Source organism: Rhodococcus sp. IEGM 1379 (assembly GCF_030056815.1).
Taxonomy (GTDB): Bacteria; Actinomycetota; Actinomycetes; order Mycobacteriales; family Mycobacteriaceae; genus Rhodococcus_F.
The window spans coordinates 1-24886 of record NZ_JASHKR010000022.1; the positions used below are offsets into that span (position 1 = coordinate 1).

A 24886-nucleotide genomic window follows, 5' to 3' on the forward strand; every position below is an offset into this window, starting at 1 on the left:
CGGCAAACGTCATGGCGCGTTCGATCATGTCGCGCACCACGGACTTGGGGGAGAGTGCAAACTCGGTGATCCACGGATGGCCGCCGCGGTACATCTCGAATGCGGGGAACAGCAACTCCGACAACGGTTTCGGCCAAGTCACTTCTTCGAGGAGTTCCATGCGCTCCTCGTATTCGATGCCGTCGGCCTTCATCTGAGCCACAGCTTCGCCGCGGGCGAAGTGCTGCTGACCCATCAACACCTGACGGGGATCGTCGAGCGTCGACTCGATGATGGACACGACATCGAGTGCGTAAGTATCGGATTCGACGTCGAGGAGCTCGAACGCGGCCCATGCGAAGGGCGAGAGCGGCTGGTTCAACGCAAAGTCGCGCTGCAAATCCATGGTCAAGCGTGCCATGCGGCCGTACTCGTCGGGTTCATCGAGGCGTTCTACGATGCCGGCGCTGAGCAACCCGCGGTACAGGGAGATGGTCTTGAGGATGTGCTTGCGTTGAGCCGGCCGAGATTCGTGGTTGTCTTCCAACAGATGTCGCATGGCCTCGAAGCAATTGCCCGGCCGTGCAATGACATTGAGCAACATGGAGTTACTGACCGAGAACCGCGACACCAGCGGTTCGGGTGAAGCCGTCACCAAGCGGTCGAAGGTGGCTTCACTCCAGGATACAAAGCCCTCAGGTGCCTTCTTGCGTTGGATCTTCTTGATCTTCTTCGGATCGTCACCGGCCTTGGCGACGGCCCGCAGGTTGTCCACCTCGTGCTCCGGTGCCTGAACGACGACGGTACCCATCGTGTCGTAGCCGGCCCGGCCCGCACGTCCCGCGATCTGATGGAACTCTCGTGCTTTCAAGTGACGGGTCCGGACGCCGTCGTACTTGGCCAGGCCTGTGAGCAACACTGTGCGGATCGGGACGTTGATGCCCACACCGAGAGTGTCGGTGCCGCAGATGACCTTGAGAAGGCCGTCCTGAGCCAGGACTTCGATGAGGCGGCGGTACTTGGGGAGCATGCCGGCGTGGTGAACCCCGATGCCATGGCGAACGAGGCGAGACAGGGTCTTGCCGAATCCTGTAGTGAAGCGGAATCCGCCGAGAGCCTCGGCGATTGCTTCCTTCTCGGCCTTCGAGCAGAAGTTGACGCTCGTCAGTGCCTGGGCGCGTTCCAGTGCTGCGGCCTGCGTGAAATGCACGATGTATACGGGGGCCTGGTTGGTGGTGACCAGATCTTCGATGGTCTCGCCGACCGGCGTCGTTGCATACGAAAACATGAGGGGGACAGGACGTTCGGTGCCGGACACCACGGTGGTGGGGTTGCCGGTACGACGCGTGAGGTCCTCGGCGAAGAAGTCGACCTCACCGAGTGTGGCGGACATCAACAAGAACTGTGCATGCGGGAGTTCAATCAACGGAACCTGCCACGCCCAGCCGCGATCGGGTTCGGAGTAGAAGTGGAACTCGTCCATCACGACCTGGCCGATGTCCGAGTTCGCACCTTCGCGGAGAGCCAGGTTCGCGACGATTTCCGCGGTGGCGCAGATGATGGGCGCCGACGAATTGACCGCCGCATCACCGGTCATCATGCCGACGTTCTCGGCTCCGAACACCTCGCAGAGGGCAAAGAACTTCTCGCTCACCAAAGCCTTGATGGGAGCCGTGTAGTACGTGCGTTTGCCGCGAGACATTGCGTAGAAATGCGCACCGATCGCCACCATGGACTTACCGGAACCAGTCGGAGTCGCCAGAATGACGTTGGCGCCCGAGACCAGTTCCATGACGGCCTCTTCCTGGGCAGGATAGAGCGTCAATCCTCGCTCCACGGTCCAGGAGGCGAAGGCGTCGAAAACGGAATCGGGATCCGCGTTGTCGGGGAGCAGTTCCGTCAGCAGCACTCGTACAGGCTAGCCGTTGGCGGTGATCAGGTTGCGCTGCGCTCGTCGGAACCCATCGCGTCGAGCACCGCCATCCGCGTCGATGACGAACCGGTGATCATATTTTCGCCGACTCCGGCAATCAGCATGTGTCGCCACCGTGCTTCGTCGAACGTCAACGGAACAGTGGTCGAGAGGAAGTCTTCGACGACATGCAAGAAACGCATGGGGTCGTCACGGAACGGGAAGTGACCCGATCCACGAAAGATTTCGAGGCGAGAATTGGGCATTGCCGCATGCGCAAGATGCGCGTGAGAAACGGGGATCACGGAATCGTCGTCTCCCCAGATCAGTTGAACCGGGAGATTCTCCGTCAGGTAACACCGATCGAGCATGGTCACCACTTGGCCGCGCCAATCGACTACGGCACGCAAAGTGCGGAGGTATGCCTCGTAGGCGGTGGGGTCGGGTAACTCGGCGAGCACTCGGATCAGATCGGGAGTGTCGTGGAGCATGGTTCCCGGACGAAGGTTTGATCCGTGGACCGCACCGGCAAAGGTTCCGGCGAGTCGCACCAACGGTACGGCCCCGGGTAGGCGGAGCAGCTTGAGAACTTCGTTGACCACAGGCACCGACATGAGTCGCAGAATCGGATGTACGTCCTTTGTGATGCCGCCGGCCGAGACCAGCACCAGACGATCGACCATGTTCGGGAACTGATACGCGAACTGCATCGCGACACCACCGCCGAGCGAATGCCCGATCACCGAGACATGCTCGATGCCCAACGTCGACAACAGATCGCGCATGCCGTTGGCGTAGGCAGCCACTGAATAGTCGGCACGCGGTTTGTCGGAACGGCCGTGACCGAGAAGGTCAGGCGCGATGACGGTGTAGTTCTTGGCCAAGTGGGGAATTATTTCGGTCCACGTGGAGGAGTTGTCGCCGATTCCGTGGAGCAGGAGAACGGCGGGACCCTCGCCGGCGATTCGAAACGCTCGGCGGTAACCGTGAATTGTCCGAAACATCATCCGCGGTTCCTCGTCGGGTACCGGACGGAGCTGTCGCGTTCGGGGTCTGCTCATGTCGCCTCCAGGATCATGGCGTGACCTCAGCTGACTGATGCGCTCCGATTCGTTGAGCCGTCAACAAAAGCTACGCTGAATTTGAGGCTATCCGACGAAAGTGTCGAGGACAACATTTCAGATAACGACAGGGTTGCGGAATGCGCACAATGTGCGCATTCCGCAACCCTGTTCGTCAGTTCTGGTCGGTGTCGCCATCTTCGGGAGCATCGAACTCTCCGCTACCGGCCTGTTCGGCCAGGAAGCGCTCGAATTCGGCCCCGATCTCGTCTCCACTGGGGAGATCGGCCTCTCCGGCCAACAGGGACGCCTGTTGTTCCTGGGCTGTGACAAAAGTGTCGTATTGCCGTTCCAGTGCCTGGACAACCGTCTGAACTTCTTCATTCGCAGCAATATGCTCGTTAACCTGTTCCCGGACTCGCGCCGAGGCGTCACCCAGGGCGGCCAACGGGAATTCGAGCCCGGATACCGTGGCAACATTCTCGAGCAGAGTCTCAGCTGCACCGGGGTAGTCGGTCTGTGCGAGGTAATGCGGAACGTGGACCGAGAAACCTACGGCTTCGTGCCCGTGCTGAGCCATCCTGAATTCGAGCAGTGACGACGCACTACCCGGCACCTGTAATTCACCAGACCAGCGCTGATTGTCGCCGATCAGCTCTTTGTTCGTGGAATGCGCAGTCAAGCCCAAGGGACGTGTGTGCGGAATTGCCATGGGGATTGCGTTCAAACCGATGGTTTGACGAACGCCCAGTTGTTCTGCGAGCAATCGAACCGCGGTGGTGAACCGTTCCCACTTCAGGTCTGGTTCCATACCGGCGAGCAGCAGGAACGGAGTTCCGACGGTATCGCGCAGTGCGTACAAGTTGAGCGTGGGTTCGGCGTAGTCCGAGAAGTGATCGGCCTTGAAGGTCATCAGTGGCCGACGCGAGCGGTAATCGATCAAATCGTCCACAGCAAACGATGCGACAAGTTCGGTCTCGAGGCTCTCGCGCAGGTGCGTCGTCGCAAGCTTTACCGCGTGACCTGCGTCGGAGTAGCCCTCGAGCCCGTGAATAAGGACCGGTCCCTGGCCGTCGGCAGCAGACAATTGGGGTGCCGGGAATTCCAGCTCGTACATTTTCGACTGGTCATCCATCGCAGTCCCCTTCTTTCGCAGTGCTTGATTCCAGTGTCCACTATCAGCGACGGCTGATTGGCAGTGGACTCACTCTTCGGTCGAGGTTCCTCTCATGGAACACGCCCGCTGTGCTCGGACATTCCCGAAATCGCACATTGGTGCGTTCGCCACGAGCGAATTTCGGTTTAGGGGAGGATTCCTCGCGAGCTGCCCGGTTTCGACACCGGCGGCAAGCGCAACGGCAGATCCACGATCCGGGAGATCGGACATGGCAGAGTGACGTTGAGGCACTGCCGCCGCGGATTTCGGTTCGGCTGCAGCCGAATGGAGGCGCACATGCGTAACGGTCGAGTAATGTCCCGAAAAATGCTGCGGACACGAGTAGGTGGTGTCGCCGCAGCGATCGCCGCTGTCGGTCTGTTGGCGGGCTGCGCGCAGCCGGTGACAGGAGCGGCCGTACCGGATCCGGCAGTGGAGTCGCCGAGTTCTGTCGATTCGACATCCGTAACCGGTTCACCGCAGCCTGCCGCGAAGCTGTCCGACCTGCTGTTGACTCCGGCAGAATTTCCCAAGCCTTTCGACGCGATTGTGCTTCCCGCGCAGGCTGTGCCGATGGCGGCCCCTGACCTCGTCGGCGTTCCGCGCGGCGCCACAGTCGATCCGGCCGACTGCGCTCCGCCGAAACAGGACTACGGACCAGAGGGCACAGTCATGGCTGTCGGTACCGACAACTCGACGAGATCGACGATCTCCGTGGAACTGACGCGCATTGATACCAGTCTCACCGAGTTGCAGGCGCAGACCGAAGATTGCACGTCGATGACCGTGACTGCCAATGGAGTCACCACGACGGTGACCACCGTCATCCTCCCGCCGTCGCCGATCGCTGCCGATCAGACGTTGTCACTGCGACGGACTGTCACGGCGCCGTCCTCGGCCACCGGCGACCAATCCATGTTGACCCTGCTGGCCCAGGTCGGCGACGTGCGAATCGCCGCCACCCTCATGACATTCGGGGCGGCAAACGGGGTGGGTAACGCTGCCACTGGCCAACTCGACCAAGCGTTTACCGCAGCCGTTCAGAAGGTTCGCGCCGGCAGTTGAGAATGATGCACGGTGCACCGACAGGAAGTGGCGTCGCGCAACGTGAATGCTCGATTCATCCCCAGCTTGGCGCGTAATCCACAGTTGTGAATTCTGTCGACGTTTTCCCAGGTCGATCAGCGGGAGCCTTCGGTGGCGCTTGTCATGGTTTGTGGCATGACAACATCACCGTTTTCCCGCGAATTCGAATCCTCCGACCATGACGAGAGCAGTTCGGCGCTGCCTCTGTCCGAACACCTTTCGGATCCCGGCGAATTGGTTGCCGCGATTCCGGCGCTGTTGGGATTTCGCCCGGCCGATTCGATAGTCGCGATGTGCTTGATGGACACCACGCCGAAAACGCTCGGCCCGATCATGAGGCATGACTACTTTCCGAACATCGGTCCTGAACTTGCGCCGGCGATGCACGCGGCTCTGGCACAGTTCGTTCGAGTCTGCGCTGTGGAAGGGACGGTAGCCGTGATCCTCGTGATGGTCGGGGATCATCCACTCGGTGAATTATTCGACATTGCAGGCGAGTTCAACGACATGCTTGTCGGCGAGGGTATCGATCTCGCCGATGTGCTCTGTGTCGCCGAGATCGAACCGGGCCGCGAGTGGACGAGCGTGTTCGCGCCGGACCGCTACGGGCGATTGCCGGATCCGGCGTCGTCATCGGTGGCCGCGGCGCAGGTGTTCGGTGGACGCGTCATCAGGGGGTCGAGAGAAGAGTTGGTGCTGGCGGTGCGAGGTGAATCGCACAACCACAGGTCGATCGGATCGTCGATCGACGTGGAACGACCATCCGTGGCGTCAGCGCGGTGCGCGGCCCACTGTTCGAACGATCCCTTCGCACAGGTTCGACGGGAGGTGGAGACCGTTCTGATCTACGTTGAGAGCGTCGAGTGCGGGATGTATCCCGACACCTACGAGTGCGCACAGTTGGCGCTCATGTTGTCGGACGTGCGCGTACGCGATGCAATCATGGGGCTCGCTGCAACGGAGTACGCACGTGCGGCGGAAGCGTTGTGGTCCATGCTCACGCATGAGCTTCCAGTTCCGGAATGTGCCTGGGCGGCATCACTTTTGGGATTCTTTGCGTATGTCCGCGGTGACGGCCCCCTGGCCGGCGTTGCGCTGGCCTATGCGCTGGAAGCGGATCCCGAGCACACTCTGGCCGGTTTGCTCGACAAATCGTTGCACGCTGGAGTCAGGCCGGACGGAATCCGTGAACTAGCGACCGTCGGCCTGACGCTCGCTCGGGAATTGGGAGTCGCCCGAATGCCCGAAATGCGGCGGATGAACTAGCGAGCTGCGTGTGAGGCAGAACCCAAGTCCTGCAGGAACTGCCATGCGTCGGCCACGATCACGTCGAGGTCGGTACGCGTCGCCGTCCATCCCAACTCGGCGATTGCCTTGTCGCTGGACGCGATGAGAACTGCAGGATCACCCAGGCGCCGGGGCGCATCTTCGACGTTGATCGGCAGACCGGTCACACGGGCGCAGGACGCGATGACTTCACGCACGCTGAACCCCGTACCGCTACCGAGGTTGTAGATGCGGTGCTCCGCGGGCGTGGCCGCTTCCAGCGCGAGCAGATGTGCTTCGGCCAAGTCGAGAACGTGAATGTAATCGCGAACCGCGGTGCCGTCGGGAGTCGGCCAATCGGTGCCGAACATCGAGATCTTGTCTCGTTGGCCGAGTGCAACCTGAAGGACGAGGGGAATCAAATGTGTTTCGATAACCCGATTTTCGCCGGCGGACTTGTATGCGCCCGCGACATTGAAGTACCGCAGACTGGTCGCCGCGAGTCCGTGCGCGATGGAGTACGAGGTGATCGCATGATCGATCGCGAGCTTGGATGCTCCGTACGGATTGGTGGGGCGGGTCGGGGCTGTCTCCACGATGGGTGACTGCTCCGGCTCACCATACGTCGCTGCCGTGGAAGAGAACACCAAGCGCGGGGTACCCGAGAGACGAATTGCCTCCAGAAGGGCAAGGGTGGTGACTACGTTGCCCTGCCAGTACTTTTCGGGATGCAGTACCGATTCGCCGACGAGGGACTGCGCAGCGAAGTGCAGGACACCGTCGAACTTCGCGGAGTCTGTGAGGACCTCCGCGGCGAGTTTTGCGACGTCGCCTTCGATGAACTCGGCACCGGCAGGCACCGCGTCGGCATTTCCGGTGGAGAGATCGTCGATGATGACAACCTCATGCCCACGTTCGAGCAGCACCGTGCTGCAGACACTTCCGACATAGCCGGCACCGCCGGTGACCAAGAGCTTCATGAAGACGTTCAGACCTGCTTTACCTGTACGGCGTGCGCCATTTCTTCGGACAACTCGAACCCACTGTGGCCGGGCACCGTGATGGTGACGGAGCCGGGACGTGTTTCGACGGTGACTCTGGCGTCAGGAACAACGCCGGCTTCGCGCAACTGCGCGATGACTTCGGGATCCGACTGCACATGCTCGGCCAGCCTGCGCACAACGACTGCCGTCGGCTTGCCCGGCGGAACGTCGGTGAGGCGCATGAGCGTCTCGGGCGTGCTGGTCACTCCGTCGAGGCCCAGCAAATCGAGCCCGGGGATCGGGTTACCGTACGGCGAGGTGGTCGGATTGTTCAGAACGACGACAAGTCGACGCTCGACCTCCTCGCTCATGACGTGTTCCCAGCGGCAGGCCTCGGCGTGCACGTCTTCCCACTTCAGTCCGATCACATCCACCAGCAGACGCTCCGCCAATCGATGCTTACGCATGACCGAGACAGCCAGGTCACGGCCCTTGTCGGTGAGCTCCAGGTGTCGATCGCCGGCAACCATTAGCAATCCGTCGCGCTCCATGCGGGCAACGGTTTGGCTGACGGTAGGTCCGCTCTGTTCGAGCCGTTCGGCGATCCGCGCCCGGAGCGGGACAACGCCCTCTTCTTCCAAGTCGTAGATCGTCCGGAGATACATCTCCGTGGTGTCGACTAGATCCTTCACACTCAACCCCTTCGTCGGAAGTCATTCTACCGTTCAGTTCACTGATCTTGTGCCGCTAGCGCAGCGGCGAGTCCAGGGCATTGTCCGTATTCACGTTTATCGCCGCGATTGCCTGGACGGGAAGGTGCAACGGTGTGGTGCATGGCACGAATCGAACAGCAAGTAGCGTGATCGCATGACCGCCTCGATCAGATCTGACGGGGACCCCGCGCCGCCTCGAGCAAATCGAGTTGTGGTGTGGAGTCCGGAGTACCTGAGTTATCGGTGGAGCAACGATCACCCGATGAATCCGACGCGGCTCGACCTCACGATGGAACTCTCGCGCGGGCTCGGATTACTCGAGGGAATCGAGTTCCTCGAGCCCACTCCGGCCACCGATGTCGACCTCCTCCGTATTCATACTCCGGCGTACCTTGCGGCAGTGAAACAAGCGGGCCATTCTGCGTCCAACGGTGTCACCGGCGCAGATGTTCCCCACGGCCTCGGAACCGAGGACAATCCGGTGTTCCCGCAGATGCATGAGGCGAGCGCAATTCTCGCCGGTGGTTCACTCGCTGCGGCAAAAGAAATCGCGTCGGGTCGGACGCGACGAGCGGTCAGTATCGGCGGCGGCATGCATCATGCGATGGCCGACTGGGCATCCGGCTTCTGTGTGTACAACGACGCGGCAGTCGCGATTTCCTGGCTCCTCGACAACGGATACGACCGCATCGCCTACATCGACGTCGACGCCCATCACGGTGACGGCGTGCAACATGCGTTCCTGGGTGACCCCAGAGTTCTGACAGTCTCGCTGCATCAGCATCCGGCAACGCTGTGGCCCAACACGGGCTGGTCCAGTGAAGTCGGAGACGGTGCGGCAGAGGGAACAGCCGTCAATATTCCCGTGTTGCCGGGAACCGTCGACGCGTTGTGGCTGAGGGCGTTTCATGCTGTCGTTCCGGGTGCGATCGCGGCGTTCCGCCCGCAGATCATCATCAGTCAGTGCGGTGTGGATTCGCATCGGGAGGACCCTCTCGCCGATCTGGCCTTGACGGTCGACGGGCAGCGGGCAGCGTTCCTGGCGATGCGTGACCTTGCGGATCGCTACTCCGAAGGGCGTTGGCTGGCTGTCGGAGGCGGCGGGTACGGACTGGTGCGGGTTGTTCCGCGTGCGTGGACACATCTCATAGCGGCGGCCCTCGACCGTGAGATCGACGTGAGTACAGCAGTTCCGGACGGATGGAAAGAAACGACCGGAGCGCTCGCGCCCGGTGTAGATCTACCGTTGACGATGGGTGACGGCGGCGATGTGAACTACGCCAAGTGGGACGGTCCCGGGGGTACCCCCGAAACGGGAGTTGCTTCCGTGGACCGCGCACTTACCCGCATCGATTCCGCCATCATCGCCACGCGGCGAGCTTCGTTCCCGCTTCTCGGACTCGACCCGGAGGATCCCCGTGACTGAACAGTCCGATACTGAACCGACAGCATCCGATCAGACGCCGGCACCGGACGCTGCGCACACCTACCCACACAGTTGGGTTGTCGATGTTCTTGCGTCCGACGGAGGTGCGGTTGCTCTGCGGCCCATCGTCCCCGAGGACGCGGACAAACTGGTGGAGTTTCACAGCAAGCTGTCCGAGCGGACCCGCTACCTTCGGTACTTCGGCCCGTATCCCACGATGTCCAAGAAGGACGTCACGAACTTCACGACGGTCGATCACCACAATCGAGTGGCGTTTGTGATGATGCTCGGCGACGAGATCATTGCGGTCGGACGGTACGAGCGGCTGCTCGACGTCGGTGACGGTAAGTCCGCGGAAGTCGCGTTCGTGGTTGCCGACGCCCATCAGGGCCGCGGCCTCGGGCCGATTCTGCTCGAATACCTCGCAGCTGCCGCAGCGGAGAACGGTCTGACGATGTTCGTGGCCGAGGTGCTCTCGGAGAACCGCAACATGGTGACTGTGTTCCGGGAGGCCGGGTATCAGGTCAGTCGATCATTCGACGGGGGAGTGCTGCGTCTGGAGTTTGCGATAGACCCGACGGAAGCTCTTGTTTCCGTGCGAAATTCGCGCGAACGTGCGGCGGAAGCCCGAAGCATGGGCAACGTTCTGCGCCCGCGCTCGGTTGCCGTGATCGGTGCGTCCGCTGATCCGGCGAAGGTCGGCAACGCAGTCCTGACAAACCTGTTGCGCGGCGGTTTCACTGGGCCGGTCTATCCGGTTAACGCCGAACATCGTTCCGTCCACGGAGTGCGCGCGTACAAGACTGTTCGCGAGATTCCGGACGATGTTGATCTGGCTGTGGTCGCAGTTCCCGCCGAATCCATCAGCTCGGTCCTCGACGACTGCCTCGACAAGGGCGTCAAAGCGCTCGTCGTGGTGTCGTCGGGATTCAGTGACAGCGGCCCGGACGGTCGGGCATCCGAACGTAAGCTGGTCCATGCTGCCCGGGCTCACGGTATGCGGCTCATCGGTCCCAATGCGCTGGGTGTGGCCAACAACGATCCGTCGATTTCGTTGAACGCGACGCTCGCACCGGTCCTGCCGGCGGCGGGTAACGTCGGCTTCTTCTGTCAGTCGGGCGCTCTCGGAATTGCCATCCTCGACGAGGCTGCTCGCAGTCGAATCGGCTTGTCCGCCTTCGTTTCTGCCGGAAACCGCGCCGATGTATCCGGCAACGACCTTCTGCAGTACTGGGATTCCGATCAATCCACCGAAGTAGTGCTCCTGTACTTGGAGAGCTTCGGTAACCCACGAAAGTTCTCCCGCATCGCCCGGCGGGTAGCGCGAAAGAAGCCGATCGTGGCTGTCAAGAGTGGCCGTCATGCCGTCCCGCCGGTCCTGGCGGCAACCGGTGTGGAGATCGACGATTCAGTGGTGCGTGCACTTTTCGAGCAGGCCGGCGTCATCCAGGTCGGATCGATCTCCCAACTTTTCGACTGCGCACTGCTGTTCGGGTATCAACCCCTTCCTGCCGGTCCGCGTCTGGCGGTCATCGGCAACTCCACAGCCCTCGGTGTGCTCGCTGCGGACGCCGCTCGCAGCGAGGGCCTTCAAGTCAGCGATCCGATCGATCTCGGTGCGCAGGCCAGCCCGGAACTGTTCGCGTCCGCGGTCCGTGACGCCCTCGGGTCCTTCGACGTCGACGCGGTCATTGCCGTCTTCGTTCCACCCGTTGCCATCCCGGTCGAGCCTTTTGCCAAGGCACTCAAGGATGCCGTCGCCGGGTCGGACAAGCCGATTCTCACCACGTTCCTCGCGGCCGAGGGTGTGCCGGAAGTACTGACGGTTCGCGACGGCGCCGGCAATCCCACTCGTGGATCGGTGCCGTCCTACCCGGGGCCCGAACGCGCCGCACTGGCATTGGCACGGGCCTGGCGCTACGCAGAATGGCGAAGCAAGCCCGCGTCGAAGGTGGTTCGGCCCGCGGGAATCGACTCGGAGCGCGCACGAGCCATGGTTGCGGATTGGCTCGAAAATTCGCCCGGCCGTTGGCTTTCGGATGTAGAAGCGGCGGCGCTCCTTGCTTGCTACGGGGTCGACGTCGTCGAGTTCCGCTCGGTACTGAGCGAGGACGAGGCCGTCGAAGCAGCCGACGCGTTGGGTTATCCCGTCGTGGTGAAGGCCACCGGTGAACTGTGGCGGCATCGCCCTGATCTCGGCGGTGTTCGTCTGGATCTGGTGGGTCCGGATTCGGTTCGACTGGCGTACAGCGATCTGGCTGCCGCGTCTGGGGAGCCGCTCCTGCATGTGCAGAAGATGGCGCCGAAGGGAATCGGCTGTGTGGTGGCGGTGCAGGACGACCCGTCGTTCGGTTCGCTGATCTCGTTCGGTCTGGCCGGAGTCATCTCGGATCTGCTCGGCGACCGAGCCTATCGCGTCCTACCGCTCACCGAGGATGCTGCGACCGAACTGATCGATGCGCCCAAGGCAGCACCGCTGCTCTCCGGATATCGAAATGCGGTCCCGGTCAACAAGGCTGCGCTGGTCGATTTGGTTCAGCGGATTTCGACGCTGGCCGACGATATCCCGGAGGTCCGGGAAATGGCCTGCGAACCGGTCCTGGCATCGGCGATCGGAGCGGAGATCACCGACGCGCGGGTGCGAATCGGGCCGGAACCGAGTGCCGTGGATCTGGGACCGCGTCGCTTGCGCTGAAACAACGCAAAACACCGGCCCGGTTCGTTTCCGAGTGGAAATGAACCGGGCCGGTGTCTGTGGCGTTATGTACTGACTGGATCAGCTGGCGTCGGCGTACGAGCGCAGTTTCTCGGCACGATCGCCGACCCGAAGCTTGCCCATGACCTCACGTTCGATCTGGCGGACACGCTCACGGGAGAGTCCGAAGAGCTTGCCGATCTGATCGAGGGTGCGAGGCTGGCCGTCGTCGAGGCCGTAGCGGAGACGGATGACCTGCTGCTCACGCTCGTCGAGTGTGCCGAGCACACTGCGGACGTCGCTGTGCAGCAAACCGGCAATGACGGCGTTCTCGGCCGACGTTGCTTCGGCGTCTTCGATGAAGTCTCCCAAGGGAGCTTCTTCGTCGCTACCGACCGGCATGTCCAGGCTTACCGGGTCGCGGCTGTGGTCGAGGAGATCGGCAATCTTGTGGGCCGGAATGCCTGATTCTTCGGCCAACTCGTCGTCTGTTGCTTCACGTCCAAGTTGCTGATGTAGTTCACGCTTGATGCGGGCAAGCTTGTTGACCTGCTCCACGAGATGGACTGGGAGCCGGATGGTGCGACTCTGATCAGCCATTCCGCGGGTGATCGCCTGGCGGATCCACCACGTTGCATAAGTCGAAAACTTGAAGCCCTTGGCGTAGTCGAACTTTTCCATCGCTCGGATGAGTCCGAGGTTGCCCTCCTGGATGAGGTCCAGCAAGGGCATACCGCGTCCCGTGTAGCGCTTGGCCAAGGACACAACCAGTCGCAGGTTTGCTTCGAGCAAGTGGCTCCGCGCGGACTGACCTTCACGAACGATCGTTGCGAGATCCCTCTTCTTGGCGACTGTCAGGCGCTTTCCCGTGGCGAGAACGTGGCTGGCGTACAGCCCCGCTTCGATTCGCTTCGCCAGTTCGACCTCGTCTGCTGCTGTCAGCAGCGCGGTGCGTCCGATTCCGTTCAGATAGACACGAACCAGGTCTGCGGACGGGCTCTGGGCGTCCAGATCCGCAGCGCTCGGGCGAATGCGAGTAGTGGTGCTGGGGCTTGTCATGACTTGCCTCCCTATCGGCGGTCTCTCACAAGGTTCAACGTGTGAGAGTTCCCGATAAGTTCCCGCAGCGATTTCTCCAAAAGTGCCCTGACCTGCAGTGTTCCCGTTCTCGTCCTGAGAAGTTGCTGAGAACTCGAAAATCTGCAACCCGATCGGAACTCAATTTGTGACGGGCAACACCAATCCGTGACGAACCAGTGATACCAACAGACTGACGACCCCGCCGCTCAGGACCTCGGGGTCTTCACCGTTGGCCGCAGCGAGGAGTTCCACCAACTCCGCTACGACCAAACCGTCGGCGCGCAGGCCCGCGAGAAGGGCAGCTCCAAGTTCGTCGATCTCGTGCTGCCAGTGTGGTCCGTTGCCGCGGTGGACTCGGGTGACCACCTGCTGCCACCCTTCCTCACCAGGCAGGTAGACGCGTTCGAGTGCGGTATTCGGATCGAGGACAAACCGTTCCTGCAGTACGTCGTGTTCACGCAGCCACGCGACGCGCTCGAAGTAGGCCAGGGCTTCGGGGCCGAGCGGGTCGGAGAAGCCCTGCAGAAGGTCCTCAGCCATCAAGTCCGTCGGAGAGTCGGTACGGCGCAAGAAGACGAACCCGAAGCCGACACCTTCGACGTGCGACTCTTCGAGATGGTCGAGCCAGGCGTTGGCGCGAGCCTCCGTCGCCGGATCGCGAGGATCCTGGCCACCGTCCTTGAGCCACGTTCCGACGTACAGTGCGGGATCCGCGACGTCGCGCTGAACCACCCAGGCGTCGACGCCATGCGCCGGCAGCCACGACGCGATGCGTGATCGCCAGTCTTCGCCCTCGATATGTACCCACGACGCCAACAGCGCTGCCGTGCCGCCGGGGTTCAAGTAGTCGACGGAACGGGAAATCATCAATTCGCTCGCGCCGTCGAGATCGAGTCCCGAGTCGCGGTAGGTGTGGTGAACGCGAGCCTCGCCGACGACAAACGGGGGATTCGCGACAACCTGATCGAAGGTGCGTCCCTCTACTGGCTCGAACCAAGAACCCTGATGCAGTTCGACGTCGAGGCCGTTGAGCGACATGGTGGCGGCGGTGAGATCGATCGCGCGCTGGTTGATGTCCGTCGCGGTGACCGAATCTGCGTAAGTCTTTGCGTGCAGAGCCTGGATTCCGCAGCCGGTACCCAAATCGAGAACACTGCCGACGCGTGCGGTCGGTGTTGCCTGCAGTAGCGACAGCGATGCATGTCCCACGCCGAGAACGTGATCGCTCGTTGTGGTCTGCTTACGGCGAATTCCACCGTCCAGATCGGAGATCACCCAACGATCTCCGGCACCGACGTCGAGGGGACGCAAGTCGACTGCTGCACGAACGACGGAGTTGTCACCCTCGAGCAGACCCGCGTCGATGGCGTCGTCGACGGTCAGTGGCGTCAGTGCAGCTTCGACGTCTGAGCGAGGGCAGTCGTCGGCGAGAAGGAACAGCCGAACGAGTACACCGAGATCGCCGTGCTCGCTGCTGGCACGTCGAACGGGAACCGGTTCACTGCGGCCCAGCGCAGCGTGGACTTCGGGACCCAGTGTGTCGAGAAGGGTTCCGGTGTCGAACCGATTCCGAAGCAAGGCGGTACGTAGTGCGGGAGTGATGGACAGGAGTGTTTTGCTTCTCACTCGAGCATTCTCGCAGGTGCAACGTCAGTGGACGCGAGTCAACCTTCGATGGTGTGGTGTGTTCCTGCCTCGAGAGCCCCGGCGTTGTGCCGTCGCCCGTCGTAACGGCTGGGCTCGTCCTTGGTGCGCGGGGGACGATCATTGGCGATCAGGACCGCGATCCAGGGGAGTGGAATTGATGCACCGATGATGAGCATCGAGATCCAGCCGTTCTCCCAGATGCCGTACGCGATGGCGGCAAAGATCAAGGCCGGGAAGCGGAAGGCCATGATCGTCATGTACTTCCGGACTCGCGCTTTGTGCTGCTCTTCGACGGAGAGCTGTGCTGCGGTAATCAGTACGGGATTGTCGGGTGTTCCGGCTTCGTCGGACTCGCCGAACGCGCCATTTCGTGCCATAGGTCCACTGTTCCACTCTCGGCCGACAATTGCACACACGACCCTTCGGTCGCATCGCCCCGAAGGAGGCGGCATTATTGGAGGGGTGAGCACTCAAACCAAGGAACGTCCCGACGTTTCCACAGACGAAACAACCGACGACGACACCCCCAAGTTCTTCCATTACGTGAAGAAGAACAAAATCGCGGAAAGCGCTGTCATGGGCACCCATGTCGTCGCGCTGTGCGGTGAAGTCTTTCCCGTCACCAAATCAGCGAAGCCCGGATCTCCGGTCTGCCCCGACTGCAAAAAGGTCTACGAAGGCCTACGCAAAGGCGAGTGATCTCGCTGCGCGTGATCGAGTGGCGAGTGATCTCGCTGCGCGTGATCGAGTGGCGAGTGATCTGACGCGCAATCCGAACTCGGCGGGTCGATAGTTTCGATTTCGGCCGCCGGGTTCGTCGTGTCGGCATTCCTACGCAGACTCCGCGGCCGCCCGTACGAGGGAACCGCCGCAGGATCGGCCTTGTCACCGGAAATGCGGATCGGGCTGGTAGCCAGGCGCCACGTCAGGTTTGTCACCGGGCCGACGTTGTCGTCCTCGCTCTGCTGCGCGGAAAGCCACCCGCGAACCTGTTCCATGCGGGTGGCGCGTGCCGGCCAGAATTCCTGGACCGTGGCATTGAACTCGGCACCGAGCACCACCGCGAAACCGAGAAAAAACGTGAAGAGCAGGAAAGCGATCGGTGTCGCCAAAGCGCCGTACGTGTAACCCGCGCTCGCGACAAATCCCAGGTACCAGCGAAGTCCCGTACTTGCTGCCATGAAGAACACACCGGCCACCAGTGCCCCGGCGAGAAGTCTGTGCCACGGCAGCGACTTGGGCAAGGCAACTTTGTAGAGCGTCGTGAGACCGATGATCACCAGCAGGCCGACCGCTGGATAGTAGAAAGTATCGACCAGATGTGAGCCCACTTCGTACCAGGACGGTGGGAGTGCCCGGCCGATCATGGTGGGACCGAGTGCAACCAACGGCAGGGTGAACACCGCCATCGTCAGGAACATCACGTAAAGCAACAGCGCGAAGATTCTCTGCCAGATCGGGTTACGTGCATCTTGCTGGCCGTGAGCGTCGACAATCGAGTCGACAAACGTCGATATTGCCGAGGACCCGGCCCACAGGGACAGCAGGAAACCCACTGAAATGATGTCGGGCCGACCACGCTGGAGGATGTCCGTGACGGTCGGCCTGATGATCTGATCGACGACGCTTTCGCTGAAGATCGTCCCGCTGAAGGTGACGATCTTCGATTCGATGATCTCTACCGTGTTGGGGCCGAACCAACCGCCGATGTAACCGATCATGCCGAGCAGGCCCAAGAGCAACGGCGCGAGTGAGAGAGTTTGCCAGAATGCGGCGGTTGCGGCTTTCCCGAAGATCGAGTCGTCCCACGCCTTGCTGAGGGTGCGGCCGATCAATTGTCCGGTGCGGCGCAAGGGATGCCATCTACGGTGACGCAGATCACTCTCGCGGGACTGTGGATCCGGCTCGTCACTCATGATCACTCCAGCATTCCTGATGACACGCCAGGTTGCCCAACTGCAGCCGCGCTGTGTCGCACTTTTTTCTGACGCGACGTGTGGTCGAGGTCTCTCGAAATCCCTGGTGGAGAACACCGTTCCAGTGAATCCGGCCATGCCGCGGCGCTTCGGGTGCGGCTTTCGTCGGTGGCTGCGGTTACGCTCGTCGCCGGACATTCATTGAAAAAATCTAGGAGCTCGAGACAACAGTGCGAATCCAGCGGAGGCGCGGCCGATGACGTCTGAGGCAGTTGCGGTTAGAGCGAGTGGGGCGGCAGACGTAAACAACTCGACCGAGAGCACCGGAGGGCAACCTGGCCCCGCGACGCAGTCGCTTCGCGCTTGGCAGCGCCGTGCGCTCACGAAGTATCTGTCGAGCAGTCCTCGGGATTTCCTCGCGGTAGCAACTCCTGGCGCCGGCAAGACGACGTTTGCCTTGCGGGTTGCGTCGGAGTTGCTCCGTGATCGAACCATCGATCAGATCACGGTTGTCGCGCCCACCGAGCACCTCAAACATCAGTGGGCGGAGTCGGCGCAGCGCTCGGGCCTGGCGCTCGACTCGCGGTTCTCCAACTCCACCGGCCAGACGTCCAGTGACTATCAGGGCGTTGTATTGACCTACGCCCAGGTCGCAGCCCATCCAACCAAGCACCGAGTGCGCACCGAAGCGCGCAAGACGCTGGTCATCCTCGACGAGATTCACCACGGCGGCGACGCCAAGAGTTGGGGCGAGGCAATCCAGGAAGCGTTCGGTGACGCGACCCGCAGGCTGGCGCTGACCGGAACCCCGTTTCGAAGTGACGACAGCGCCATCCCTTTCGTGCAGTACGAACCCGACAAGGAAGGTCTGCTGCGGTCGAAGGCGGATCATTCCTACGGTTACGCGGACGCACTCAAGGACGGCGTTGTCCGTCCGGTGGTCTTCCTCGCGTATTCGGGTGAAGCACGCTGGCGCAACAATGCCGGCGAAGAATTCACTGCCAGGCTCGGTGAGCCGCTCAGTGCCGAGCAGACGGCTCGCGCCTGGCGCACTGCATTGGACCCTACGGGCGACTGGATTCCCGCCGTCCTGCACGCTGCAGACACTCGCTTGGGGCAGCTGCGTAGCGGGGGCATGCCCGACGCCGGCGGATTGGTCATCGCGACGGATCAGACGGTTGCTCGCGAATACGCCAAGGCGTTGACGGCAATCACGGGTGAGGCACCGACCGTGGTTCTCTCCGACGACCCCACCGCGTCGAAGCGGATTGCCGAATTCGGCGCCAGCGACGCCAAGTGGATGGTCGCGGTGCGCATGGTGTCGGAAGGCGTCGACGTTCCGCGTCTGGCAGTCGGCGTGTACGCGACCAGTGCCTCGACGCCCCTGTATTTCGCGCAGGCTATCGGCCGTTTTGTGCGTTCGCGCCGCAAGGGGGAGACGGCCAGTGTCTTCCTGCCGTCAGTGCCGGTGCTGCTGGATCTGGCGTCGCAGCTGGAAGCGCAACGTGATCACGTCCTCGGTAAGCCGCACCGCGAGAAGGACGGGCTCGACGACGATCTGCTAGCCGACGCCAACAAGCAGAAGGACGAACTCGGCGAGGAGGAGAAGGCATTCACCTCGCTCGGGGCCGACGCCGAGCTCGACCAGGTGATCTACGACGGTTCCTCCTTCGGAACCGCCACGTTCTCCGGTAGTGACGAGGAAGCCGATTACCTCGGGTTGCCCGGACTGCTGGATGCAGATCAGATGCGCGCATTGTTGCGTCAGCGTCAGGCGGCACAGGTCGACAACAACACCGCGAAGGCCGCCGCGCCGGTGCCGACCGCAGCCGTGGTGTCGGATCGCGCCGCCACAGCTGATCAACTCGGTGCATTGCGCAAGGAACTCAACGGCCTTGTTGCGATGAATGTGCACCGCACCGGAAAGCCCCACGGAATCATTCACGCGGAATTGCGTCGGGTGTGTGGTGGCCCGCCGACGGCCATCGCGACCGTCGATCAGCTCACCGAACGCATCGCGATTCTGCGTAGCTGGTAGTCGAAGTCGGTTCACTGAAGACGGCAAAACGGGCGATCACATACATGTGATCGCCCGTTTCGGCGTTCATGGTGTGCCTCGCGAAGAGGTCACCCCGGCTGACAGGTCAGATTGCGGGTTCACTCTCGGAGACGACGGCATTCATCTCGTGAAGTCGATCCGCGTGTTCGGTTGCGTGGTGTCCACAGAAGAGAAGCTCGCCGCCGGTGGGAAGCACCGCGCGTACGCGGGCTCCGGCACCGCACCGGTCGCACCGGTCGGCAGCGGTCAACTGTGGGCTGGTCAGTGTTCCGGGCATGACTCCTCCGTACTGGCTAGCGGCTTTCGTGCCGTGTGCCTGGGGCCTGGTCCGCCGCGTCGGAATGGCGCGGTAGATCCACTCTTACAGACGTTTGGGGTTCATGGGTTGTTCCCGGATGCGTTTCTTAGTGTCGTGTCTCACTGGAAATGCGCTGGGCTGGGGTTCTGGTGCTGAAATTGTTCGCTGACAGCTGATTCGAATTTCTCGCCTACAGCTCGATAGTCTGGGCCGATGAAACCGGAATCCGGCCAGAACGCGAGCGAACCCGTCGAGTTGCTACACATGTGCACGCGCGCCGAGTGGGAGCGCGCGCAGGAGATCGGTCAGCGTACTCCGGACGGGTTTGCGGCCGAAGGATTTGTTCACATGTCGACTCCGTACCAAGTTCATCTGCCGGCAAATCGGATTTTTGCGGGCCGGGACGACGTCGTTCTGCTGGTCCTCGATCCCGCACTGCTGGCCGCAGACGTGAAGTGGGAGCCGGGAGTTCCATCGGATCCGGATTCGATGCGATTTCCGCATCTCTTCGGTCCGATACCCGTCGGCGCGGTCATGTCGGTCACCGAGTACCTGCCCGACGAGAACGGGGTATTTCCGGCACTGCGGTGACGGACGCGCGTAGCGCGCAGCAAATTGCAACCCTATTGCGATGGATGTCGGCGATCGGCGCTACCGTTGATCTATGAATGTAGAAGTCACCCCACTACCGGGCATCGGGACTCGTAAAGATTTTGTCCTGGCTTCCGGTCGCCGCGTGGGTGTCGTCACTCACCGTGACGGTCATACCGATCTGATCGTCTCCAAGGCAGACGATCCCGATGCCTGTGCTGCCTCGTTGCCGCTCACCACGGAAGAAGCCGCCGCACTGAGCAACCTGCTGGGTGCGCCGCAGTTGGTGGCACAGCTCGAGGACGAGCACAGCGAGGTTCCCGGGATCCGTACCAAGCAGTTGTACATCAACGACGGTTCCCGCTACGACGGACAGACTCTCGGAGATACGGGAATGCGAACACGCACCGGCGTTTCGATTGTGGCAGTCATGCGCGCGGGGCAGGTGAACCCGTCGCCAAACCCTGATTTCACGTTTACCGGAGGAGATCTCCTGGTTGCGGTCGGAACGCCGGACGGTCTGGCCGCCGCGGCAAAAATATTGACCAACGGCTGACTGGCCCGTGAACACCACTACCCTCGCGCTGATCGAACTCGGCGCGGTCTTTTTTGTGCTCGGATTACTGGGAAGGCTTGCAGCTCGGTTCGGCATGTCGCCGATCCCGTTTTACCTGATCGGCGGCCTGTGCTTCGGGCAGGGCGGATTCATTCAGCTCGGCGATATCGGTGAGTTCTCGCACCTTGCGAGTGAAATCGGCATTGTTCTTCTCTTGCTTCTGCTGGGCCTCGAGTACACCGCAGCGGAGTTGATGACGGGGCTCAAACGCTCGCGGGTCGCGGGCTTGGTCGATCTTGTTCTCAACGCGACACCGGGCGCGGTAGTCGGCCTTATGCTGGGCTGGGGCGTTGTGGGCGCGACGGTCATGGCCGGTGTCACCTACATTTCCTCGTCGGGAATTATCGCGAAAGTTCTCAGCGATCTCGGGCGCTTGGGTAACCGCGAAACGCCGGTCGTCTTGTCGATTCTGGTGTTCGAGGATCTCGCGATGGCGCTCTACTTGCCTATCTTGACGGCGATGCTTGCCGGCGTGAGCTTCATGGGTGGGCTCGAGGCAGTGGGAATCTCGCTGTTGGTGATCACCGTGGTTCTGGTGGTGGCACTGCGATACGGACGCTATGTCTCCGCGCTGCTGGACAGCCCTGACAGTGAGACGTTGCTGCTCAAACTGCTGGGTGCGGCATTGCTGGTAGCTGGTGTCAGTTCCGCGATGCAGGTATCAGCCGCCGTCGGCGCTTTCCTTCTCGGAATAGCGATCTCGGGTTCGACGGCACGCAATGCCAGTCGAGTCCTCGAGCCGCTGAGGGATCTGTTCGCGGCCATGTTCTTCGTCGTGTTCGGCCTCAACACCGATCCGAGCACGATTCCGCCGGTCATCGGATGGGCGGCGTTGCTGGCCGTGGTCACGGCAGTTACCAAACTCATCACCGGAGCTTGGGCGGCCAAGCGCCAAGGTGTGGCGCGGATGGGTCAGGCCCGCGCCGGTGCAGCACTGATTGCGCGCGGTGAGTTCTCGATCATTATTGCTGGGCTCGCAGTCTCAGCCGGCGCCGTCGAGGCTGAATTGGCAGCGCTCGCAACGGCATACGTTCTCCTGATGGCAGTGATCGGTCCGGTTGCGGCAAGAATTGTCGAACCGGTCGCCTCGCTGTACATCAAAGTTCGTACCAAGGCATGATGTCGCCGCTAGCCTGTGCAAATGTCGAATCGCATGAAGAAATCGGCCGTGGTGTTCGCTCTCGCAGGTGCGATCATGCTCTCTCCCGTACCCGCGTTGGCCTCGGTACCCGCTACCGTGATGCCAGCGTCCGAATCCGTGGTGATCGACCGATCGCTGCACCTCGAGGGCGCCTCGAATGCCCGTGACATCGGCGGCTATCTGGGCGACGGTGGACGGTCTGTGCGAAGCGGAATGGTCCTGCGTTCGAACTCCCTGGACAAACTGACACCCGCTGACCTCGCCAAACTGGAAGATCTGAATGTCACCTCGGTAGACGATTTCCGGACGGTGTTCGAGCGGGCGCTGGCTCCGGACAAGATTCCCGCGGGTGCCACCGGCAACTGGTTCGACGTGATCGGCGGCAATCCGGCCAACCTGCCGGCCATGGTCAGCATGCCTGACCTCTACCGAATCATGGTCACCGATACAGACGCCGGCAAGTCGTTCCGCAATGCGCTGATCAACATCGAGACATCCGATGGTGCAGTGATGTATCACTGCACATCGGGTAAGGACCGCACCGGTTGGATGACCGCGGTGCTGCTCACGATCCTCGGCGTTGATCGCGAGACGGTGAACGCCGACTACATGCTGAGCAACCAATATCTGGGTGGCTCGGGAACAGGCAGTTCCGGACCTGGAAGTGCGTTCATCAACAGCGTCGAGCAGTCGTGGCTGGACATCTCGTTTGCCACGGTCGACCAACAGTTCGGCAGCTTCGACAATTACGTCAGACAGGGGCTGGGTCTCACCGACGCAGATATCGCGTCGCTGCAGGCAAAACTTCTCAACTGAGTTCTTGTCGAAATAACAGAACGGCCCTCGGATCAAGGATCCGAGGGCCGTTCTGGATGTACATGTTGTGACTAGTCGAGGTAGTCGCGCAGTACCTGCGAACGCGACGGGTGGCGCAGCTTCGACATCGTCTTCGATTCGATCTGGCGGATACGCTCACGCGTGACGCCGTAGACCTGTCCGATTTCGTCTAAAGTCCTCGGCTGGCCGTCGGTGAGACCGAAGCGCAGGCGAACGACGCCGGCTTCGCGTTCGGACAGCGTCTCGAGTACCGACTGCAACTGATCCTGCAGCAAGGTGAACGAGACGGCGTCGACTGCGACAACTGCCTCGGAGTCCTCGATGAAGTCACCGAGCTGGCTGTCGCCCTCGTCGCCGATGGTCTGGTCGAGAGAGATGGGCTCACGCGCGTACTGCTGGATCTCCAGCACCTTCTCGGGCGTGATGTCCATTTCCTTGGCGAGCTCTTCCGGGGTGGGCTCGCGGCCCAGATCCTGGAGCAGCTCACGCTGGATACGGCCGAGCTTGTTGATGACCTCGACCATGTGCACCGGAATGCGGATGGTGCGAGCCTGGTCGGCCATCGCGCGGGTGATGGCCTGACGGATCCACCACGTCGCGTACGTCGAGAACTTGTAGCCCTTGGTGTAGTCGAACTTCTCGACTGCACGGATCAGTCCCAGGTTGCCTTCCTGGATGAGGTCCAGGAACGCCATTCCGCGGCCGGTGTAACGCTTGGCAAGCGAGACGACCAGGCGAAGGTTGGCCTCGAGGAGGTGGTTCTTGGCGCGGTTACCGTCGCGGCAGATCCAGCTCATGTCGCGACGCTGGGCTGCGGGCAGCTTCTCGCCCTTGTCCGCGAGGTCGGCCATGATCTGCACGGCGTACAGGCCGGCTTCGATCCGCTTGGCGAGCTCGACTTCCTCTTCTGCGTTGAGGAGTGCGACTTTGCCGATCTGCTTGAGGTAGGCGCGAACCGAGTCGGCGGAGGCCGTCAGTTCGGCATCCTTACGAGCCTGGCGCAGGGCCTCGGATTCTTCTTCGTCCCAGACGAAGTCTCCGGAAGCCTTGTCCTTGTCGGTCGGCTCCTCGGTGGCAGTCTCTTCGTCTTCGCCGACGGCGACGACCTCGACTACATCGGACTCGACCTCTTCGAGGTCACCAGCCGTGATGTCGATGTCTTCCAACTGAACATCGCCGTCTTCGGCGCCGTCCAGGGGATCTCCGGCCTTCTTGGGGCTGGCCTTCTTGGCAGCGGCTTTCTTTGCCGGAGCTTTCTTGGCGGGAGCCTTCTTTGCTGCTGCCTTCTTGGCGGGGGCCTTCTTAGCCGGGGCCTTCTTTGCAGCCGGAGCTGTGACGGTAGCCGGAGCTGAGACAGTGGCCGCCTCCACGGCTGGAGATTGTGGCTCTGACTCTGATGGAGAATCAGCAGTCTGACGTGTATCGGTGGCTGCCACGTACGCCCTTTCGTGACGGTGTCGTGCGGCGTCACGCCAGAGTGGTGATCCGGCGGAGAGGTCAATGGTTGTGGCCGGCGCGCAGCCGGACTTCACCATTGTAACGACTCTCAGGAAACTCTTACGTCACGACGGCCGGTAACGGCTATTTCTTCCCCGATTTCACCCGGTCGGTCAGGCGGAAGTCGCAGACTGGACCGACGCCAGTGCTGCTCCCGCGATGCCGGCAGTGTTCAGGAGAGTGGCAGGAACCACCTTTGTGCGGTTGGTGAGCAGTGGAATCCACTTCTCGTGCTTGCGGCTGATGCCACCGCCGGCGATGAACAAATCGGGCCAGAGCAAGTTTTCGAAAGTGACGAGAACCTTGGACACCTCGGCGGCCCATTCTTTGTAACTCAGGTCTTTCTTTTCCTTCACCGACGACGCAGCTCGATGCTCGGCTTCCTTGCCGTCCACTTCGAGGTGACCGAACTCCGTGTTGGGCAACAGGACACCGTCGTGGAGAACGGCCGACCCGATGCCGGTGCCGAAGGTAAGCAAGATGACTACGCCCGACGTGTCCTTGCCGGCGCCGAATGCGTCTTCGGCGATGCCTGCGGCGTCGGCGTCGTTGAGGACCGTGACTGTGCGTCCGCCGAGCGCCTTACCGAACAAGGCCGACGCGTCGGTTCCGATCCACGACTTGTCGATGTTTGCGGCGCTGCGCGCAATGCCACCGGTGATCACGGCCGGCAATGTGATGCCCACTGGGCCGTCCCAGCCGGCCTGCTCGACGATCTGCGCCACCGTTGCGGCTATCGCGTCCGGAGTGGCAGGTTGCGGCGTCAGAATCTTGATGCGGTCGCCGATCATCTCGCCGGTGCTCAAGTCGATGGTGCCGCCCTTGACGCCACTGCCGCCGACATCGATACCGAAACCTGTGGTTGTCATCGCCTGATACTCCTGAGGGCTTGAATGAACGTCGCGATTGCCGCACGCAAACATTAAC

22 protein-coding genes are annotated in these 24886 nt (G+C 61.8%); 10 read left to right on the top strand and 12 right to left on the bottom strand.

Going from position 1 to position 24886, the window contains the following annotated elements:
* The 3 genes from QM600_RS14370 to QM600_RS14380 all read right to left on the bottom strand — a co-directional run.
* Nucleotides 1–1888: DEAD/DEAH box helicase (locus tag QM600_RS14370; protein ID WP_283262151.1), on the bottom strand; the 1888-nt coding region annotated here is incomplete at its 3' end.
* Nucleotides 1889–1914: 26 nt separating this feature from the next.
* Nucleotides 1915–2952, bottom strand: coding sequence for an alpha/beta fold hydrolase (locus QM600_RS14375; RefSeq protein WP_283262152.1), 1038 nt, complete (start codon nucleotides 2950–2952; stop codon nucleotides 1915–1917).
* A gap of 175 nt (nucleotides 2953–3127) precedes the next feature.
* On the bottom strand, nucleotides 3128–4087 hold the full coding sequence (locus QM600_RS14380; protein ID WP_283262153.1) for a proteasome assembly chaperone family protein: 960 nt from the start codon (nucleotides 4085–4087) through the stop codon (nucleotides 3128–3130).
* Between the two features lie 336 nt (nucleotides 4088–4423).
* Between QM600_RS14380 and QM600_RS14385 the strand changes: the two genes are divergently transcribed.
* Complete coding sequence (locus QM600_RS14385; protein WP_283262154.1) at nucleotides 4424–5173, top strand: DUF5642 family protein; 750 nt, start codon at nucleotides 4424–4426, stop codon at nucleotides 5171–5173.
* A gap of 156 nt (nucleotides 5174–5329) precedes the next feature.
* Nucleotides 5330–6460, top strand: a complete 1131-nt coding sequence (locus QM600_RS14390) for a DUF4192 domain-containing protein (protein WP_283262155.1) — start codon at nucleotides 5330–5332, stop codon at nucleotides 6458–6460.
* Here QM600_RS14390 and galE read toward each other — a convergent pair.
* A complete protein-coding gene (gene galE, locus QM600_RS14395; protein ID WP_283262156.1) occupies nucleotides 6457–7440 on the bottom strand; it encodes a UDP-glucose 4-epimerase GalE in 984 nt (327 codons plus the stop codon). The genes QM600_RS14390 and galE overlap by 4 nt on opposite strands.
* A gap of 8 nt (nucleotides 7441–7448) precedes the next feature.
* A complete protein-coding gene (locus QM600_RS14400; RefSeq protein ID WP_283262157.1) occupies nucleotides 7449–8135 on the bottom strand; it encodes an iron-dependent transcriptional repressor DtxR in 687 nt (228 codons plus the stop codon).
* 175 nt (nucleotides 8136–8310) lie between these two features.
* Between QM600_RS14400 and QM600_RS14405 the strand changes: the two genes are divergently transcribed.
* Nucleotides 8311–9582 (top strand): acetoin utilization protein AcuC, encoded by a 1272-nt coding sequence (locus QM600_RS14405; RefSeq protein WP_283262158.1) that lies wholly within the window; start codon nucleotides 8311–8313, stop codon nucleotides 9580–9582.
* Nucleotides 9575–12277: a bifunctional acetate--CoA ligase family protein/GNAT family N-acetyltransferase gene (locus QM600_RS14410; RefSeq protein WP_283262159.1), complete on the top strand. Its 2703-nt coding sequence runs from the start codon at nucleotides 9575–9577 to the stop codon at nucleotides 12275–12277. Before QM600_RS14405 ends, QM600_RS14410 begins: the two co-directional genes overlap by 8 nt.
* A gap of 81 nt (nucleotides 12278–12358) precedes the next feature.
* Here the strand turns inward: QM600_RS14410 and QM600_RS14415 are convergent, their stop codons facing one another.
* The 3 genes from QM600_RS14415 to QM600_RS14425 form a co-directional block, all read right to left on the bottom strand.
* Nucleotides 12359–13336 carry a sigma-70 family RNA polymerase sigma factor gene (locus QM600_RS14415; RefSeq protein ID WP_283262160.1) on the bottom strand — a complete coding sequence of 326 codons (978 nt, stop codon included), beginning with the start codon at nucleotides 13334–13336 and terminating at the stop codon, nucleotides 12359–12361.
* A gap of 159 nt (nucleotides 13337–13495) precedes the next feature.
* The gene (locus QM600_RS14420) at nucleotides 13496–14983 is read right to left on the bottom strand and encodes a DUF7782 domain-containing protein (protein ID WP_283262161.1); all 1488 of its coding nucleotides are present in this window, start codon (nucleotides 14981–14983) and stop codon (nucleotides 13496–13498) included.
* 38 nt (nucleotides 14984–15021) lie between these two features.
* Nucleotides 15022–15381: a DUF3099 domain-containing protein gene (locus QM600_RS14425; RefSeq protein ID WP_283262162.1), complete on the bottom strand. Its 360-nt coding sequence runs from the start codon at nucleotides 15379–15381 to the stop codon at nucleotides 15022–15024.
* Nucleotides 15382–15466: 85 nt separating this feature from the next.
* Here QM600_RS14425 and QM600_RS14430 point away from each other — a divergent pair, with 85 nt between their 5' ends.
* A complete protein-coding gene (locus QM600_RS14430; RefSeq protein WP_094274965.1) occupies nucleotides 15467–15703 on the top strand; it encodes a DUF3039 domain-containing protein in 237 nt (78 codons plus the stop codon).
* Here QM600_RS14430 and QM600_RS14435 read toward each other — a convergent pair.
* Nucleotides 15676–16920 carry a YihY/virulence factor BrkB family protein gene (locus tag QM600_RS14435; RefSeq protein ID WP_283262163.1) on the bottom strand — a complete coding sequence of 415 codons (1245 nt, stop codon included), beginning with the start codon at nucleotides 16918–16920 and terminating at the stop codon, nucleotides 15676–15678. The two genes, QM600_RS14430 and QM600_RS14435, sit on opposite strands and share 28 nt — an antisense overlap.
* A 256-nt stretch (nucleotides 16921–17176) precedes the next feature.
* On the opposite strand from QM600_RS14435, the gene QM600_RS14440 reads away from it, so the two are divergent.
* Nucleotides 17177–18958: a DEAD/DEAH box helicase gene (locus QM600_RS14440; RefSeq protein WP_283262164.1), complete on the top strand. Its 1782-nt coding sequence runs from the start codon at nucleotides 17177–17179 to the stop codon at nucleotides 18956–18958.
* Nucleotides 18959–19064: 106 nt separating this feature from the next.
* Here QM600_RS14440 and QM600_RS14445 read toward each other — a convergent pair whose 3' ends face one another.
* Complete coding sequence (locus QM600_RS14445; protein WP_283262165.1) at nucleotides 19065–19256, bottom strand: DUF7455 domain-containing protein; 192 nt, start codon at nucleotides 19254–19256, stop codon at nucleotides 19065–19067.
* Between the two features lie 234 nt (nucleotides 19257–19490).
* Between QM600_RS14445 and QM600_RS14450 the strand changes: the two genes are divergently transcribed.
* From QM600_RS14450 to QM600_RS14465, 4 genes are all read left to right on the top strand, one after another.
* A complete protein-coding gene (locus tag QM600_RS14450) occupies nucleotides 19491–19868 on the top strand; it encodes a DUF952 domain-containing protein (RefSeq protein ID WP_283262166.1) in 378 nt (125 codons plus the stop codon).
* A 73-nt stretch (nucleotides 19869–19941) separates the two neighbouring features.
* Nucleotides 19942–20424, top strand: coding sequence for a cation:proton antiporter regulatory subunit (locus QM600_RS14455; RefSeq protein ID WP_283262167.1), 483 nt, complete (start codon nucleotides 19942–19944; stop codon nucleotides 20422–20424).
* A 7-nt stretch (nucleotides 20425–20431) separates the two neighbouring features.
* Nucleotides 20432–21604, top strand: a complete 1173-nt coding sequence (locus QM600_RS14460) for a cation:proton antiporter (RefSeq protein ID WP_283262168.1) — start codon at nucleotides 20432–20434, stop codon at nucleotides 21602–21604.
* Nucleotides 21605–21625: 21 nt separating this feature from the next.
* Nucleotides 21626–22441: a tyrosine-protein phosphatase gene (locus tag QM600_RS14465; protein ID WP_283262169.1), complete on the top strand. Its 816-nt coding sequence runs from the start codon at nucleotides 21626–21628 to the stop codon at nucleotides 22439–22441.
* Between the two features lie 71 nt (nucleotides 22442–22512).
* Here QM600_RS14465 and QM600_RS14470 read toward each other — a convergent pair whose 3' ends face one another.
* Together QM600_RS14470 and ppgK are read right to left on the bottom strand one after the other, a co-directional pair.
* Nucleotides 22513–23997 (bottom strand): RNA polymerase sigma factor, encoded by a 1485-nt coding sequence (locus QM600_RS14470; protein WP_502942980.1) that lies wholly within the window; start codon nucleotides 23995–23997, stop codon nucleotides 22513–22515.
* A gap of 75 nt (nucleotides 23998–24072) precedes the next feature.
* A complete protein-coding gene (ppgK, locus tag QM600_RS14475; protein WP_283262170.1) occupies nucleotides 24073–24828 on the bottom strand; it encodes a polyphosphate--glucose phosphotransferase in 756 nt (251 codons plus the stop codon).
* Nucleotides 24829–24886: the final 58 nt, after the last annotated feature.